The organism is Streptosporangium sp. G12, from assembly GCF_052983175.1.
Genome location: NZ_JBRIQO010000017.1, coordinates 144,921 through 159,560, shown reverse-complemented (window position 1 = coordinate 159,560; position 14,640 = coordinate 144,921). Strand labels below are relative to the sequence as shown.

18 protein-coding genes and 2 pseudogenes are annotated in these 14,640 nt (G+C 65.3%); 6 read left to right on the top strand and 14 right to left on the bottom strand.

What is annotated here, in order from left to right; translation table 11 throughout:
- Positions 1–581: 581 nt before the first annotated feature.
- From ACVCAG_RS25765 to ACVCAG_RS25730, 8 genes and pseudogenes are all read right to left on the bottom strand, one after another.
- Positions 582–1,811, bottom strand: coding sequence for a tyrosine-type recombinase/integrase (locus ACVCAG_RS25765; protein ID WP_447190415.1), 1,230 nt, complete (start codon positions 1,809–1,811; stop codon positions 582–584).
- Positions 1,808–1,993, bottom strand: coding sequence for a helix-turn-helix domain-containing protein (locus tag ACVCAG_RS25760; protein ID WP_447190414.1), 186 nt, complete (start codon positions 1,991–1,993; stop codon positions 1,808–1,810). Before ACVCAG_RS25760 ends, ACVCAG_RS25765 begins: the two co-directional genes overlap by 4 nt.
- Positions 1,990–3,360, bottom strand: a complete 1,371-nt coding sequence (locus tag ACVCAG_RS25755; RefSeq protein WP_447190413.1) for a replication initiator — start codon at positions 3,358–3,360, stop codon at positions 1,990–1,992. The genes ACVCAG_RS25760 and ACVCAG_RS25755 overlap by 4 nt, the downstream gene beginning before the upstream one ends.
- A 104-nt stretch (positions 3,361–3,464) precedes the next feature.
- On the bottom strand, positions 3,465–3,596 hold the full coding sequence (locus tag ACVCAG_RS25750) for a hypothetical protein (RefSeq protein WP_440086790.1): 132 nt from the start codon (positions 3,594–3,596) through the stop codon (positions 3,465–3,467).
- Positions 3,593–3,769 carry a hypothetical protein gene (locus tag ACVCAG_RS25745; protein ID WP_440086789.1) on the bottom strand — a complete coding sequence of 59 codons (177 nt, stop codon included), beginning with the start codon at positions 3,767–3,769 and terminating at the stop codon, positions 3,593–3,595. Before ACVCAG_RS25745 ends, ACVCAG_RS25750 begins: the two co-directional genes overlap by 4 nt.
- Positions 3,770–3,786: 17 nt before the next feature.
- Positions 3,787–4,137 (bottom strand): hypothetical protein, encoded by a 351-nt coding sequence (locus ACVCAG_RS25740; protein WP_447190412.1) that lies wholly within the window; start codon positions 4,135–4,137, stop codon positions 3,787–3,789.
- Between the two features lie 17 nt (positions 4,138–4,154).
- Positions 4,155–4,812, bottom strand: a pseudogene (locus ACVCAG_RS25735) (DUF2637 domain-containing protein); the annotation flags it as partial.
- 40 nt (positions 4,813–4,852) lie between these two features.
- Positions 4,853–5,997, bottom strand: a protein-coding gene (locus ACVCAG_RS25730; RefSeq protein ID WP_447190467.1) for an IS3 family transposase whose coding sequence is annotated in 2 segments (ribosomal slippage) — positions 4,853–5,784 and positions 5,784–5,997 — 1,146 coding nt in all. Because the reading frame shifts where the segments join, the coding sequence is not laid out codon by codon here.
- A 214-nt stretch (positions 5,998–6,211) separates the two neighbouring features.
- Between ACVCAG_RS25730 and ACVCAG_RS25725 the strand changes: the two genes are divergently transcribed.
- A complete protein-coding gene (locus tag ACVCAG_RS25725; protein ID WP_447190411.1) occupies positions 6,212–6,694 on the top strand; it encodes a hypothetical protein in 483 nt (160 codons plus the stop codon).
- A 265-nt stretch (positions 6,695–6,959) separates the two neighbouring features.
- Positions 6,960–7,580 (top strand): SUKH-4 family immunity protein, encoded by a 621-nt coding sequence (locus ACVCAG_RS25720; protein ID WP_447190410.1) that lies wholly within the window; start codon positions 6,960–6,962, stop codon positions 7,578–7,580.
- 617 nt (positions 7,581–8,197) lie between these two features.
- On the opposite strand, the gene ACVCAG_RS25715 is transcribed toward ACVCAG_RS25720, so the two are convergent.
- Entirely contained in the window at positions 8,198–8,452 is a 255-nt protein-coding gene (locus ACVCAG_RS25715; protein ID WP_447190409.1) for a hypothetical protein, read from the bottom strand.
- Between the two features lie 2 nt (positions 8,453–8,454).
- Positions 8,455–8,832: a hypothetical protein gene (locus ACVCAG_RS25710; protein WP_440086783.1), complete on the bottom strand. Its 378-nt coding sequence runs from the start codon at positions 8,830–8,832 to the stop codon at positions 8,455–8,457.
- A gap of 174 nt (positions 8,833–9,006) precedes the next feature.
- On the opposite strand from ACVCAG_RS25710, the gene ACVCAG_RS25705 reads away from it, so the two are divergent.
- Positions 9,007–10,293 (top strand): helix-turn-helix domain-containing protein, encoded by a 1,287-nt coding sequence (locus tag ACVCAG_RS25705; RefSeq protein ID WP_440086782.1) that lies wholly within the window; start codon positions 9,007–9,009, stop codon positions 10,291–10,293.
- A gap of 146 nt (positions 10,294–10,439) precedes the next feature.
- A complete protein-coding gene (locus ACVCAG_RS25700) occupies positions 10,440–10,841 on the top strand; it encodes a DUF4145 domain-containing protein (protein ID WP_440086781.1) in 402 nt (133 codons plus the stop codon).
- Between the two features lie 13 nt (positions 10,842–10,854).
- Here the strand turns inward: ACVCAG_RS25700 and ACVCAG_RS25695 are convergent.
- The 4 genes and pseudogenes from ACVCAG_RS25695 to ACVCAG_RS25680 all read right to left on the bottom strand — a co-directional run.
- Positions 10,855–11,478 (bottom strand): annotated as a pseudogene (locus ACVCAG_RS25695) (IS982 family transposase); the annotation flags it as partial.
- 37 nt (positions 11,479–11,515) lie between these two features.
- A complete protein-coding gene (locus ACVCAG_RS25690; protein WP_447190408.1) occupies positions 11,516–12,088 on the bottom strand; it encodes a LysE family translocator in 573 nt (190 codons plus the stop codon).
- Positions 12,089–12,539: 451 nt separating this feature from the next.
- Positions 12,540–12,923 (bottom strand): nuclear transport factor 2 family protein, encoded by a 384-nt coding sequence (locus ACVCAG_RS25685; RefSeq protein ID WP_440086779.1) that lies wholly within the window; start codon positions 12,921–12,923, stop codon positions 12,540–12,542.
- Positions 12,924–13,307: 384 nt separating this feature from the next.
- Positions 13,308–13,802 carry a DUF1579 family protein gene (locus ACVCAG_RS25680; protein ID WP_440086778.1) on the bottom strand — a complete coding sequence of 165 codons (495 nt, stop codon included), beginning with the start codon at positions 13,800–13,802 and terminating at the stop codon, positions 13,308–13,310.
- 87 nt (positions 13,803–13,889) lie between these two features.
- Between ACVCAG_RS25680 and ACVCAG_RS25675 the strand changes: the two genes are divergently transcribed.
- Positions 13,890–14,228 (top strand): metalloregulator ArsR/SmtB family transcription factor, encoded by a 339-nt coding sequence (locus tag ACVCAG_RS25675; protein ID WP_440086777.1) that lies wholly within the window; start codon positions 13,890–13,892, stop codon positions 14,226–14,228.
- On the top strand, positions 14,225–14,533 hold the full coding sequence (locus tag ACVCAG_RS25670; protein ID WP_440086775.1) for an SRPBCC domain-containing protein: 309 nt from the start codon (positions 14,225–14,227) through the stop codon (positions 14,531–14,533). The genes ACVCAG_RS25675 and ACVCAG_RS25670 overlap by 4 nt, the downstream gene beginning before the upstream one ends.
- The last annotated feature ends 107 nt before the right edge of the window (positions 14,534–14,640 follow it).

Genomic DNA, 14,640 nt, shown 5'->3' with positions numbered 1-14,640 from the left:
GGAACAAGCCGGTTCATACGAAGGAGGGGACGCCCGTGGCGAAGCATGCGAAACGGATGGAGAGGAAGTTGGTGCGCACGGATTGGTGGTGGCTCGCTCTGCGAGCGGCCATCGCAGTTGCGGACTGGTTCCTCAACAGGGGTGGGCCCAGATAGCGGCAACCTAGCTGGGCCCACCCGCGGAGCCCCGACGTGGCCAGCCGGCCGCTCGGGGCTCCAAGCTGTTCACAGTGCTTCGGGGCTTCGCTGTCCACCGTATCCGACTTCCGAGTTGCACTGCGGGAGTTAGTTTAAAACTCCCCACATGCTGTCACCCGAGCGCGCAGGCGGGTAGACGGCGTGAAGGGGTTTCTCTTCTTGCCAGATGGAGCCATAGTTATTTGTAAACTCCCAATGCCGTCACTTTGGCATGCAGCCAGGTAGACGGTATGGCTAGATTTTTTACTCGTCTCATTTCATCTGCTGTCCGTTGCCGCATGTAGCGTCTCATCGTGCCAGCGGGTTCATCTCGATCCGAGGAACTGCTTGGCCCTGACCCTGCAGGAGGCAGGATCAGGGCTGTCTAGGAGACCTAGTTATTTTCTATCTGAGAGCCTTGGCGAAGACATCAGCGGCGGCGGTCTCTGCTGAGCGGATCACGTGGGCGTAGACACGCAGGGTGATCGCTGGGTCGGCATGCCCCAGTCGGGCCGCGACCACGTGGACGGGAACGCCAGCCAGAAGCAGCGTGGTGGCGTGGATGTGACGAAGGTCGTGGAGGCGGACGTAGGGGAGCGGCTCAGCCGGGGTCTGGTCCTTGTTCTCCGGCTCGTTGTACATCCCGATGAGCTTGCCCGGCAGCGCCGTCACAGTGGTCGGGTAGATAGAGCCGCCCCAGGCGGTCGTGAAGACGTGACCGTCGTCCGAGCCCTTCCAGGAATCACCGACGCGAGCTTTCTCGACTTCCTGGACCTTCTGATGCTCCCGGAGTACGGTCACCGTGCCCTCGTCGATGGTCACAACCCGAGTCCGGCCGCTCTTGGTAGTGCCCTCGATGCGAATTCCTTCCACTATGCCCGTTGAGCCCTTGATGGTGATCTGCTTCCTCTCTAAATCGATGTCAGGCCACCGCAGGTTCAGCAGTTCACCCCGCCGGGCACCCGTGTAGGCCGCCAGGTGGAAGAACGCATAGAGCCGATGCGACTGGGCCAGCGCAAGGAACGTCCGGAGTTGGGCCGGGGTCCAAATCAAGCCTGGCTCCCGCCAGTCCCCGCGGGGACGCTTGGCCTTGTCGACGGGTGAACTGCTGAGGTACTCGTGAACCTCGACAGCGTCACGGAAGGCCCGACGCAGGATCGCGTGAGTGTGAACGACGGTGGACACCGCCAGCGGCTTCCCGCCACGTCCGCCTCTGGCTAGCAAATCCCGGTAAAGCTTCGTGATCGTGGCAGGCCGGACCGCCTGAAGCTTTGTTTTTCCGATGTGGGGCTTGATGTAGAGGCGAATGGTGATCCGGTAGTCCTCAAGCGTCCCCGGCTTGATCTCCATGGCGTGATCCTCGATCCAGTCATCGAGGTACGCGCTCACGGTGATCTCGTTCCGGTCGACGTACTCACCGCGCCGAGCGTTCACGTGTGCCTCGTCACGAGCGGCCTTGGCAGCTTCCTCAGTGGCGAAGCCACCCACCCACTTCGGCTTGCTCTCGCCCGTCTCCGGGTCCTTGACGCGGATCACGTATGACCAGGTGTTGCCGCGCTTCATGACGCCGTCGCGGAGCTTGGGGGCGCTCTTCTTGTTCGGCTTGTCAGGGGTGCCGACGAGGGGGTTGGTCATGCCGCACGCTCCGCCGAGGTCAGGTGAGTGATGTAGTCCTGCAGAGCCGAGACCGGGACACGTCGGGAGCCGTCGATCCGGATTGAGGTGACCGCGCCGGAGGCGATCAGTTGATAGAGCTTGCTCCGGGAGACCGCCAGGGCAGCCGCAGCTTCAGGGATGGTGAGAAGGAGTCGGGTCATGAGCCGCCCCCGGAGAGAGCAGGCAGATGGTTTCCGGTAAGGGCGCTTACCAAAAGGGCGTCACCGACCGAGTGGCCCTGTCCGGCGTACTCCCAGTGCGAGACGACGAGCACGGTGTCCTCGTCGAAGAGCGGAAGCCGTCCGGTGCTGATCGCCTCACCGCGCATGTAGTCGGTGCGTTCCTGGCGGATGTCGCCGAGGGTGGTGGAGTAGCGGCGGCTCTTGGTGGAGAAGTGGCCGCGGAAGCCCAGCATGTTCGCCCATTTGATGAGCCGGAACTCGGTCAGTTCGTCGAAGGCGCCCAGGCGCAGGCACTCGGCGATGAGCCGCCGGGCGTGGTCCCGGATCGGCAGGGCGGTCAGGTCGTCGAGGGGGTTGATGCGCCGGTCCAGGGTGCCGACGCATTCGGCGGCTTTGGTGGCGTACTTGGCAATGTAGGCAGCTACGGCCTGCTCGGTGAGGTCACCGGTCATGGTGATCTCGCGGACGTCGAGTTGAGCGCCCCACTGGAAGGCTCGCGCGGGTTCGCCCGGTACCGCAGGAACGGTGACCGCGACGGCGGAGGCGGCGTGTTGTACGGCGTCGGTCATCAGGTCGGCTGTCGCCCAGACGGGCGGAGTGGTAGTCGGCCCCTCGGGACCGTCGACGCGGATGACCGCGTGGAAGTGGACGACCCCGCGCCGCTGGTACTCGGCGACCTTGGCGAAGGAGATGACGGCCTGTTCCCGTAGCTCCCGCTGTGTCAGTCCGGCGTTTTTGGCGACGCGTCGGCGAAGAGCTTCGGTGAAGCGTCGCCACAACTCCGGGGACATCGCGTTGAACAGCACCGAGCCTGCGTAGTCGTAGCACTCCGGGCACAGCGGCTCACCGAGACGCTGTTCGTCGGCTCCGTGCCGGGCGGTGCAGGACATGACGCGTCCGTGTGGGCAGGTGGCCGCATCGCGTCGAGCGTGACACGGCAGGACGGTGCCGTTCTTCTCCCGCCGGGTGTGGACGGTGCCGAAGGAGGGGGCAGTGAGGGTGACGAACAGGCAGGGGTGCGCGGTGACCGAGGCCGGGACACCCTTGCCGCCTACCAGGCCCGCACGGATGAGCTGGTAGGTGTCGGCCCGGTAGGTCTCGGCGCAGGCCGGACAGCGGGAGGCGCGCCGAGTCTTGCAGGGGACGCGAAGGATGCCGTCCGGTTCGCCTGCGGTGCTGTAGCTGTGCAGGCGCTTGCCGGTAGCGGGGTCGAGGTGGTGGACGTGGCCGCGGAGGTGGATGGGCTGTCGACAGCCGCCGGTTCGACGGATCTGGGAGGCCCAGCGGGCGTATTGAGGGTCGTGGAGCCGGGTGATCATCCCGGCTACCGCGTAGGTGCTTGGCATGATGGGGGTGTCCCTTCCGGGCTGTGGATGTTCGGTGTGGGATGGCCCCCGACGTGGCGGACGTCTTGGCGGATGTGTGGTCACGCCGGGGGCGCTGAGAACTCTCAGCTGAAGCCGAGGCCCTCGCAGTGCTCGCAGGTCTCCGAGTGGCTGTCGACGCCGGTTCCTCCGCAGTGGCAGCACAGCCAGCGCTTGGGCGCGATGTCGACGAGCGGGGCGTCCTGGTCGTCGGTCACGTGATCCACCTCCTTCCGGTGCGCTTGGGCGCGGTGTCGAGGAACACGCGCCAGGTGTGGGGCCGTTCGCGCAGCGGCAGAACCGGCGAGACGGAGCCGATCGGGAGGATTGTGCGGATCTTGTTGGCGGCGTGGACGATTTCGGCGTAGGTGCCGTCGATGCGGATGCGCATGGGGGTCTCTTCTCTGGTCAGGCGGTACGGGACGAGGGGACGGGGTCGGGGGCGACGCAGCCGAAGTAGGAGCTCTCGGCGTCATAGCGGGCCTTGGCACGGGCGAGGATGCCCACGGCCGAGTACTCGACCGGCCCGAAGGTGCGATAGGTCCGGTAGTGGCCGTAACCGATGTCGCCGGGGTCGATGGTGGTGCCGAGCAGTTCGGCGATGGCGTCGATCTCGGCGCACATGTCGGGGTCGGTTCCGGCGGCGAAGTGGAGGAGCTTGGGGAGGGTCGGGACGGGGACGTCGGGGTTGGCTTCCAGGAAGGCGGCCAGGTCGAGGAGTCCGGTGATGACCGCGGTGCGGTGGTCGGTGGTGTTCATGGGGGTGTCCTTCACTGTCAGGCGGGTTCGGGGCTGTCGCGCATGGAGCGCAGGAGGTCGGAGGCGAGTTGGCTGGAGACTCCGAGGCGGGCACGCAGGGTGTCGCGGGTGATGGGTCTGCCGTGTCGGGCGTGGTGTTCATCGGCGACGCGGCGGGCGTAGTCGAGCAGCGCACCGGTCGTACTGGCTTCGTTCTGGCCGTTCTCGGCGCCGTTCTGTTCGTTCTGGGGTTCGTTCTGACCGGGGACGGCGAGGCTGGGCAGTAGGGCAGGCGCCGAGGGTCCGGGGATGCTCTCGGGGAGGGTTTCCGGTACGGCGTCCGCGGCGGGAACGAGTACCGGGGGCGGTTCGGGACGGGGTTCAGAGGCGCGGCGCTCCAACATGGAGACCGCGATCAGGAACGCCCCTGCCGGGGTTGCGGCGGTGATCCATCCCCAGGCCGACGGGTGGGCTTGGGCGAGGTTCGCGGCCAGGGATCAGGGTGATCCCGCCGATGAGGACGAGGGTGGGCCAGGAGATCCAGCCGCTCCGTTCCCGTCCGTTCTTCTTGTCGCGTTGCCGTTCCCGCGCGGCCATAACACAGGTGAGGTCGACGCAGACGGCCACGGCCCAGGCCATCGGGCCGGACTGTCCGTGTTCGGTGGCGGTGTCGCGGATGTGGGTGAAGCTGCCGGCTGGAGTTGCCCCGGTTCGGTAGACACATCAGGGCTTTCGGCTACGCGGCAGCATAGTTGTCTTCGTGGATGGGCTTGAGGGCTTGACGTCGTTCGTATTCGGCGGGGCTGAGCTGTCCGTTGGCGGAGTGACGGCGGCGTGGGTTGTAGAAGCCCTCGATGTAGGCGAAGACAGCGCGCTCGGCCTCTGACCTGGTATGGAAGGTGCGTCGGTCGATCAGCTCGCACTCCAGGGAGGCGAAGAAGCTCTCGGTGATGGCGTTATCGAAGCAGGTGCCGGTGCGGCCGGTCGAGGGACGCACGCCGGCCTGCTCACAGCGCCGGCCGAAGGCGAGCGAGGTATATTGACCGCCCTTGTCGCTGTGATGAATTACCCCGGCATCGGGGCGGCGCTGAACGATCGCCATCGCCAGCGCGTCGGTGACCAGCTCGGTGCGCATGTGCTCGGCCATCGCCCAACCGACGATTCTGCGGGAGAAGACGTCCAAGACGACTGCGAGGTAGAGGAAGCCCTGCCAGGTCGGCACGTACGTGATGTCGGCGGTCCAGATCCGGTTCGGCTCGGCCGCGGTGAACTTCCGGTGTACCAGGTCACTGGCCGCGACCGCTTGCCGGTCGGTGTTGGTGGTGCGGCAACCCTTACGGCGGCTCACCCCGGCCAGCCCGGCAGCGCGCATCAACCGGGCCACCCGCTTGCGCCCGATATGGATGCCATCAATCTCGCGGAGATCAGCGTGGATCCGTGGCGCCCCATAGATCTCACCAGAGACCGCATGGTGATGGCGAATCTTCACCGTGAGCTGCGTATCCTCCACAGCTCGGCGTGAGGGCCCGTGCTTGGCCCAGGCGTAGTAGCCCTGGCGCGACACACCCAGCACCCGGGCCAGCAGGGAGACACCATGGTGGTCTTTCTCCGCATGAATCAGCCGGAACCTCATCTCGGCCGATCCGTCTCCCGCGCGAAGAAAACCGCAGCCTTACGCAAGATCTCCTTCTCCTCCCGGAGAAGCTTGACCTCGCGGCGCAGCCGGGCCAGCTCGTCCTTCTCGGCACTGGTCAAGCCATCGGCGCGGCGGCCGTCATCAAGGTCGGCCTGGCGCACCCAGAGGCGGATCGACTGCGCAGAGGGCTCGAACTCCTTGGCAAGCTCCTCCGGTGACCGTCCCGCGCGCACCAGCTCCACCATCTGCCGACGAAACTCCGGCGGATAGTTGTTCGGCACAGTGAACTCCTTCTTCTGGGAACCAGGGTTCCTCAGAGATCAGGTGTCCACCAAACCGGGTCAACTCCACAGGAACGGATAGAGTCATCGGGGATCTTCCACTAGGAAACTGCGGTATATCGCTGGCGGGGAAACGGCTCTTGCCCGTCGTGGGCATGAGGGAATTGGAGTCAACAGGTTGAAGCAGGCAGCTCAAGTTGTTAGGACAGCTATAGCCACCTTCTGTGTGCTCCTCCTTCTTTCCGGATGCCGCTCGGAATTGTTCCCCAGAGAGGAGCGGGTTGATCCTGGCGTTGTCCGCGACGTACGCAGCACCGTAAGAGTGCTGGCAGAGACCAAGGCCGAGGTCACCTGGGACGGTCTGACTCTGGTCAGGGAGGTCCTGATAATCGACGTCGGAAGCCCCGATTCCCGGCAGGCGCTAAGCAAGGCGAGTGGTCTCCTACAAGAGCGCGGGTGGTCGATCATCGATCAGCAACTTCCCAAATCGGTCACCATGGAGTTGAGCCAACGAGAAGACGTGCAACTGTCGCTTTATGGGGTGGAGTTCGTCGAGTCTGTTGGACCCATGGAGCCGCATGATGAAAAGGTGCTCAAAGACGCTCGGACGCGAGGCGGGTCGAAAGCATTGCTGTTCCTGGAGTTGAGCCCCGCTGGGTGATGAGCCTTGCGGTCAATGATGCCTGTTGGCGTACTCTTTGGCTTTGATCGTTCGACCTCCAGCAGATGCGCCTCGAAGATCGACATACGCGCTGGCTGTGGTGTCAATCTTCAGTTGATGGTTGACGAATTGACTTCGGGTGATGCTTTCCACCTGGCCTAGATCCTGTAGTCGATGTGGCCGCTCGCCCGCAGCCGGTTGACCTCCTTGACCACCGTGCGCGGACTGGCCATCATGCCGCCCGGCGACGCTTCCGCTCATGCCGATGAGCGCGCGTGAACCCGGCCTGGTTGTCGCAGGCTACGGCCGCTATGGGCGTCGGTTAGTCTCGTCGAGCATGGTGGCAAGCGATCTTCCGAGCCCTCCCTCCGCCCATGCGCTTGAGGCGTGGGCCGGAGTGGGACGAGTCTTATGTGCCGCGGTGGATATGGCCCCGTGGCGGCTCCCTGAACAGCAGAAGGCGGCGCTGGTCTCCTGCGGCGTGCCGCTGCTGAACGGCATTGTTGACGTGGTGTCGTTCAGGGCGGAGCCGACGATGTACCGGCTTGCGGGATACAGCCTCGACCGGCAGCAGCCGGGTTGGACATACGTTGCCGTGCCGGAGACCGGGCGTGTACTGGAGCTGGAGACATCGGGCGGCAGCGCCAGGTTCGTCAACTCGTCAATCAACCACTGGCTGTGCTCGCTGCACCTGGTCGGCACATGGCTGGCGGGCTCGACAGCAATCCAGCACTGGGACGAGGACGAAACGATGGAAGAGCTGGCACTCGCCGAGCTCGCCGATCTGCTGGAGCAGATCGCACGCCTCGACCCGGCCGCATACGGCGATGTCGGCGATCACCGAACCCACTTCTGGCCCGCGGTCCTCGACCGGTGGCTGTGCTGACGAGTTCTGCGACATCCTCTTCTGTCGCGAGTCGCACCCCGGCACGACTCCGAATTGATCATGTCAACCATCAACCGAGGCCGCACTGTCAAGCATCAGCCGAAGTAGGACAACGCGCTGGCTGTGGGGTGGCTCAGAGTTTCTTTACTGGTTCAAGGCGCCAGCGCTTCGCGCCGCCGCACGGTGGGACACGCCCCGCCGTCCCGGCACGGCCAGCGGGCCGGGCGTGCGGCCCTGGCGGCCGGTCCCGGCCCGCGCCAGCCGGGACGGCACGGCGTAAGCCCGCCGCCCACCACACCGAGCACCCGCCGCACCGAACGCACCCGCCGCCCCTGGTACGCGCTGCCGCCTGCCGCTCCGACCGCCGGCCCAACCGCTTCGCGGCCCCTACGGGGTGCCATCCGGCATTGCGCCGGCCGTCTCCACTCAGCGATCATCAGCAACGCCTCCATAGCGGTGATCAAGGAATCTGCCGCCCTGCTTCCGGTGCTCGCGCCTGGCGGCACTGCGCTCCGGGTCAGGTTGCCACCGAATGACACGGTCACCTGCTCACGGCCACTGCCAGCCAAGTGCGGCAACGTGACCACGGGAGGTCTATCGCCGCACTCGACCGGTGATCATTTGATGTCGTCGGTTCGCAGCACGTGTTTTCCGCGACTGTCCGAAGTGCGGTGGTGGACCTGGAGGCGGGCCATCGCGGCATCGACCAGGCGACCGAGGTTGCCCAGTTCGTACAGCATCCGGTGGCGTTCAGCGTCCTCCCACGCCTTGATGGCCACCCCGATGTCACCCGACTTACCGGCGGTGACGATGACCTCTTGGCCGTTGACTCTCTTGGTGGCGGCATCGCCCAAGATGACCCAGCCGTACACGGTCACGTTCCCCGAGCCGCGACGATCAGGGCAACCACCTGTTCGGGATGATCGCTCCTCACCGCCTGTAGGGCGGAGCCGTCGCGCAGGGAGACCAGGTAGCTGCCCGAGCGTGGACCCATGGTCACTGTGGCTTCGCACCAGCCCTGCGGACCCTTCACGGTCAGTTCCGGCGGGTGTCGCTCCATCCACGACCGAAGCGGCGGCTGGTCAGGCCAGGCAGCCGCGCTGTTGGCGAACAGCCCCAGGCTGATCGTGTGGTGGCGGTGAGCACGGATTCCCCGCTCGGTGAGAAGCCGCTGAACGACGGCCAGCGCCTTGTCGTGGCTCTCCACCGTCGCCTCGTCAACGGCGGGTGGGACGGCTCTACAGTTGTCCATGGGTCGCACCTCCAGTGTGCGATCAAGGGACCCGTACGGCGCTGAGATCGCCTGCGGGTCCCGCCATTTGCACGGTCTCTCCATCACATCGCCGCAGACACGCCCGCTGACAGTGCGACTGGGGGAGACTGGGGGAGACGAGCGGATCCCCGACTCTCCCCTGAGGAGTACGCGATGCGCGATCTTCCGGGCTGGGCCGTACGGCTACGCGCCGAACGACGGCAACGGCTGTGGACGCAGCGGGACATGGCCAAGCAACTCACCGAGGCCGCCGACGCCCGCACTCGTGAGCGCTTCCCTGAACGGGAGTCCTTGGTTCGCATGATCAAGGACTGGGAGGCGGGCAGGCACCAGCCCAAAGACCCCTATCGCGTTCTGTACTGCCGGACGTTCGACATCGATGAAGCCGAGCTGTTCGGCGATCGGCAGACGGTTCAGGACCGTACTCCCTCCGAGGTTCTGAGCGTTCCGATCCCCGCTTTGCCGTTGCCGACCATCGCGCCCGACGCGGACATGTTCGAACGGATCACCCGCACCCTTCAGCAGCCGAGCCGTGTGGATCAGCAGACCGTGAAGTGGTTGGACACCTGCTTGGCCGAACACCGCAAGGTCGAAGACACCATCGGTTCGCGCCCGCTGCTCGGGATCGTGCGCCAGCAACTCGGCGTGGTGGTCGAACTGGCTCAGCACGTCCGTGGCTCGCTCGCCGACACGGTGGTTGACCTGGCCGCTCAGTATGCCCAGTTCGTTGCGTGGATGTCCCTGGACGTCGACGACCAGGCCGCCGCGCTCGCCTGGTATGACCGCGCTCATGACTGGGCATTGGAGATCGGCGACGTGAACATGGCCACCACCACGCTCAGCATGAAGGCCCACCAGGCATGGAGTGCGGGCAACGCCCGCAGGTGCGTCCGGCTCGCCGACGCGGCCCGCTGGCACGACGGCCGGGTGACGCCGGGGGTACGAGGGATGGCCGCGCAGATGGCAGCCCGAGGCCACGCGCTCGCAGGTGACGCCAGACCAGCACGCACGCTGTTGGACGAAGCCGAGGCACTGATCCGACGAGCCGCCGAGCACGCCGACGACGAGCCGGTGTGGATGTACTTCTACGACGAGACGTGGTTCCGTCTCCAGCGCGGCATGACCGAGCTGCACCTTGCCAACTGGCCGAAGGCAATCGACCTGCTGACGGATGGACTGTCCGGCCTGCCGGAGAGCTACAAGCGCGATCGCGCCTGGTATGGCTCGTGCTTGGCTAAGGCACACGCCGAGGCAGGAGACGCGGCAGCGGCCCTACAGGTGAGTCTTCCCGTCGTGGTCGACGCCGTCACGTTGAACCGCCATGCGAGCAAGGAACTGGTCGACGTCGCGGTCTTGCTTGCCGGACGCAAGTCACCACAGGCCGTCACGTTGAAAGAGGCGCTCACAGCCGCCGGTCGTGCGGATGGAAGTGCGCTCTGACCGGCTTGGACAGGTGAATCTCTGGGTGACTAACTGAGTGACAACGACCCCGGACAACCACGGACGACGGTGGATTGCCGTGGACCGTATGCGCAGGTGGGGGCGGGTGTAAGCCAAGGTCCCGCCCCCTCCTGGTTTCCCTCGTAATGAAGGGGTCTGGGGTTCGATTCCCCAAGGCGGCTCCAGGTCAGAGGCCCCCACCGGGTTCCGGTGGGGGCCTTTTGCTAACACCCCTGCTAACGCCGAGGTCGACGCTCGACCTGTGGAGCAGCGGTCCCCCAATCGCGGAGGCGTCCATGAGCGGGGCGTACTGGGGAGACCCTGAGTTGACTTGGCCGAGGGAGGAGAAGCGGATGCTTCACCCTGCGGTTCCGAGGAGTGTACGTCGGCACATGGAGGAAGCCGAACATCAACTTCAGACAGGGTGGCTGCAAGCAGCAGCTGTTGCTGCAAGGCGGGCGCTTGAGGGCGTGTGCCAAAACAAGGGGGTTGATAAGGACGCGACCCTTCACGCTGGGCTGAGCGAGTTGCGTGACCTAGACGAGTAAGTCCGAAGTCCTGTCAGCGGTCGTAGGCGATCAGTGACCGGGTGACGGGCTGGCCGGTGGCGCGGTTGTGCCAGATCGCGGCGGTCAACGCCAGGATCCGCTGGGCGGCACGGACCGCGACGCCGCTCGGGCTGCGCCCGCCGTGCAGTTCCAGGTCGAGCCGGCCCTTGAGGGTGTCGTTGACCGACTCGATCAGCTGGCGGATCGGTTTGAGGAACTGCTCACCGGGCCGGGGAGCAAGGTTGCGGTAGGAGGGCCGCAGCAGTCGCACACCTCGTTCGACCAGGTAGGCGTCGAGTTCAGCGGAGACGTACACCTTGTCGGCGATGATCAGCAGGCCGGGGCGTTCGGTGATCAGGTGCGGGTCGTGATCGAGCATCGCCATCAGCACCTGGCGCTCGTCGAGCTTCGGGGTGGCCAGGGCCCAGGTGATCGGCAGGCCTGCCGGGGTGCAGACCAGGTGCAGGCGAAGACCCCAAAAGTAGCGGGAATGGGAGCGGCAGTAGCCGTAGCCGGCCCAGCCGGCCAGGTTCGAGCGCCGGGTGGCAGGGCGCGAGCGGCCGCATTCGACGGGGGTGGAATCGACGACCCAGATCGGGTCGGCCCACAGGTCGCTGTCGCGGGCCAGCGCGCAGATGAAGGCACCGTCCTCTGCTGCAGTCTCTCGGATCGTCTCAAAGGTCCAGGCGCCAGTCGTTGCAGCGCATGGTGGTTCCCGGTGGGTATTCGAAGTCGCATTCGCCCAGGAGGAAGAAGCCGAGCTTGCGGCAGATCGCGTTGGATGCGGGATGGCCGACCGAGGGTAGGCGTGGAGGTATCGGTGTTTGTGGGCCGCAGGCCGAGCCAGCTTCCCAGCGCGCCGCCGGCGAGCGCACCGACGGGCCTGGACCCCGGCGTTGAACGTCAGGTAGGCGCCCTGTACCCGTGACAGGAGACGCTCGGGCGTCAGCGCTTGCAGGATGGAGTTGCCGGTGATGTCGCACAGCATGAGGCCGAACCCGGCACCGAACTGCGCGAGGGTCATGAGCATCACGGCGACCCACCCGCCGTCCGAGGCGAGGGGGATCAGCACCAGAGCCGCGGGGTGGAATCAGATAAGCGGCTCCGGCGATGCGCAGCACGGTGAAGGCGAACGGCACCGCGGCGAAGAGGGCGGTCAGTCCCGCGGCCGCCACGGCAATGTGGATGGCTTCGCTCGTTGCCACCCCGGCTGTGGCGAGCAAGCCGGCGCGTGGACCATCCCACACCTTAGAACGAACAACATGTCCGGTCCAGGAGCGATCATGGCGATGATCGCGGTCACGGTGAACAGCGCAAGCAGATGTTGGTCGACGGGCATGACAGGATCGTTTTATATGTGATGTATGAGGTGAACTCGCTTGTTTGGGGTGCCGTTAAGAAATGTGTCACCAGCCGCCAACGAGAGAGAAGATGGGGGTCAGCGGCTTGCATCGAGGAGCTGCGACGGGTCGATGCCTCGATGAAGGCATACCTTCCTGACTTGCAGAGACGTTGCGTTTGGCGGCTGGTGACACATTTCTTAACGGCACCCGCACTTCCGTCCCTCGCCGGAGGCGGTCGCCGAGCTGACCAGCCTGCTGGGGCCCGGCGACCGCCCCCGGTGATCTGCTCAGCAGTCGGGGTGCGGAGGCGGAGTGAATCGGAACGAGGAAGAGAGCACCGCTGCGTGACTGTCCGTCACTTGTAGTCGTTCTCGGTCAGAGGCACGACGTACGCCCGGCGCTCGCGGATCAGACCATCACGCATCACGAACACCTCGCCCATCGCGGCGCGCATCACGGTGCCGTCTTTCTGGAGTGCTTCGAGGGCCATCTCCGCCATGACGACGTCGTTCTCCTCGACCATCCGCGTGATCGTCACCTTTGGGGGAACGCCGACCGGGTCCGGACCTTCGACGTTGGCGTCGTAGGCCTCCTTGCCGGTGATCCGGTAGTGGCCGAACACGGTCCACTCGATGTCGTCGGTCAGGCACGAAAGGATCTGCTCGTGGTCGGACTTGTTGAACCCGTCGATGTACCGCTCGACGGTCTGCTTGTTCGTGGACTGGCTGACAGCGGACACGATCTCTCCCTGGTTCGTTGTTGTTCACTGATCAGTCGGCGCCGGTCGAGCATTCTTGACACGCCGCCAGAAGAAAGTTCGCAGCGATGCGCCCGAAGGTCTGCGGACCGGACGGGCCTCGAGGGGAAACAACCCAGGTCAGCGTGGCCTTCGCTGCCTCGATTGTGCGCCGGGAACGCGCCGCGTGGTTCTGTTCGCGTCTAGCGGCAACGTTTGTCGATGAGACTCGGCAACGCCCCTGATCACAGCGATTTCGTGTCGATGAGTTTTACGGCCATCGTTGACCGGCTCACCTTCGGCGGAGCGATCATCGAGACCGGAACCGATTCCTACCGGCCGGCGCGAAGGTCGAGCAGGCCAGCGCCGGGTAACGGGAGTTCTCGCTCAGACCGATCTGCGAGGGATGGCGCTGGGACTGGGAGCCCTCGTGAAGCTCATGTCCATCCAGTGCCGCCAGTTTGAGCCGTTGTCAGTGCGCTCCCATTCGGCCGTCATGGAATCGCCGTCTTCGGCGATCACCAGCGTCGCCCGCTCCGTCTCGCCGGCGAACGTCCAGACACCCCCGTCGTCGACGCTTGCCCGCATGGTGACGAAGTTGCCTTGATTGTCGAAGGAGCGCATGGGATAGGTCCGGCTCGCTGGATCGTAGGGCCCGATCATCTCGATGACCTCGACGTGTTCTTCATTCATGCGCACGTCCACACGGTGAATGAGGAAGTGCTCGCCCGCCAGCCACTCGTAGGTGTCCGACCCGGCGATGCGGATCGCCGGGTCGATCGCGGTGGCCGCTATACGCCCCTGCGAACGCCAACGACCAACCAGCGCATTCAGGCGTTGGTTCTCCGATCGCGGGGCACGGGTGTTGTCGTCTCCGGACATGGCGGATCCTCGTCATCGATAGTGTGTAAGATGTTGCTTAAACACTTACATACTGTCCCGGCAGTGCGCAAACGAAGGCGGTGGCCCATGGACGACGCGCTTCGCGCTGTGGCGGACCCGACCCGCCGCGCCATCCTCGTCCTGGTGCGGGATCGCGAGGTATCGGCAGGCGAGATCGCCGAGCGCTTTCCCGAGATCAGTCGCCCTGCGGTATCCCAGCATCTGCGAACGCTGACAGCAGCCCGCCTCGTCGACGTCCGCCGCGCAGGCAACCGCCGCTTCTATCGGCTACGTCCGGAGGGGCTGGCCGAGGCGGTGACGTTCCTGGAGACAATGTGGTCCACCTCGCTCAGCCGCCTCCAGTACGAAGCCGAGCAAGAAGAACGCGCGCACACCGGTGCCCAGGACGTGAAGGGATCGTTGTGAGCAGGACGATTGAGCAGACGTTGCACATCCGTGCGCGTCCCGAGACGATCTGGCGGTTCTTCACCGACCCGGCACGCCTGGCGCGATGGTGGGGAACGGCCGAGCTGGACGCCCGCCCCGGCGGCACCTTGCAGGTTGCGATGCACGAGGGTCCACGCCCGGTGATGCGCGGACGGTTCGTGGAGTTCGTGCCGTACGAACGTCTCGTCTTCACCTTCGGCTGGGAGGCCACGCCGAACTCGCCGACGACACCAGCGCGGTATTCACCCCCGAAGAACTCGCCGACAACGGCATCGCCCTCATGATCTGAAAACGCGTGCTCGCTCGGCATTTCTGCTACTCGGTGTAGGCAAGCGAAAAACTCAATATGGATGCGGCTGTGGTGGAAGGAGACGCTGAGTATTTTACTGGC

Bases quoted from the DNA above. Each gene is read 5' to 3' on its own strand.
- ACVCAG_RS25765 (WP_447190415.1), bottom strand. From the start codon at position 1,811: ATGACCAACCCCCTCGTCGGCACCCCTGACAAGCCGAACAAGAAGAGC.
- ACVCAG_RS25745 (WP_440086789.1), bottom strand. From the start codon at position 3,769: ATGCGCATCCGCATCGACGGCACCTACGCCGAAATCGTCCACGCCGCC.
- ACVCAG_RS25680 (WP_440086778.1), bottom strand. From the start codon at position 13,802: ATGTCCGGAGACGACAACACCCGTGCCCCGCGATCGGAGAACCAACGC.
- ACVCAG_RS25760 (WP_447190414.1), bottom strand. From the start codon at position 1,993: ATGACCCGACTCCTTCTCACCATCCCTGAAGCTGCGGCTGCCCTGGCG.
- ACVCAG_RS25705 (WP_440086782.1), top strand. From the start codon at position 9,007: ATGCGCGATCTTCCGGGCTGGGCCGTACGGCTACGCGCCGAACGACGG.
- ACVCAG_RS25710 (WP_440086783.1), bottom strand. From the start codon at position 8,832: ATGGACAACTGTAGAGCCGTCCCACCCGCCGTTGACGAGGCGACGGTG.
- ACVCAG_RS25740 (WP_447190412.1), bottom strand. From the start codon at position 4,137: ATGAACACCACCGACCACCGCACCGCGGTCATCACCGGACTCCTCGAC.
- ACVCAG_RS25720 (WP_447190410.1), top strand. From the start codon at position 6,960: ATGAGCGCGCGTGAACCCGGCCTGGTTGTCGCAGGCTACGGCCGCTAT.
- ACVCAG_RS25675 (WP_440086777.1), top strand. From the start codon at position 13,890: ATGGACGACGCGCTTCGCGCTGTGGCGGACCCGACCCGCCGCGCCATC.
- ACVCAG_RS25755 (WP_447190413.1), bottom strand. From the start codon at position 3,360: ATGCCAAGCACCTACGCGGTAGCCGGGATGATCACCCGGCTCCACGAC.
- ACVCAG_RS25700 (WP_440086781.1), top strand. From the start codon at position 10,440: ATGAAGGGGTCTGGGGTTCGATTCCCCAAGGCGGCTCCAGGTCAGAGG.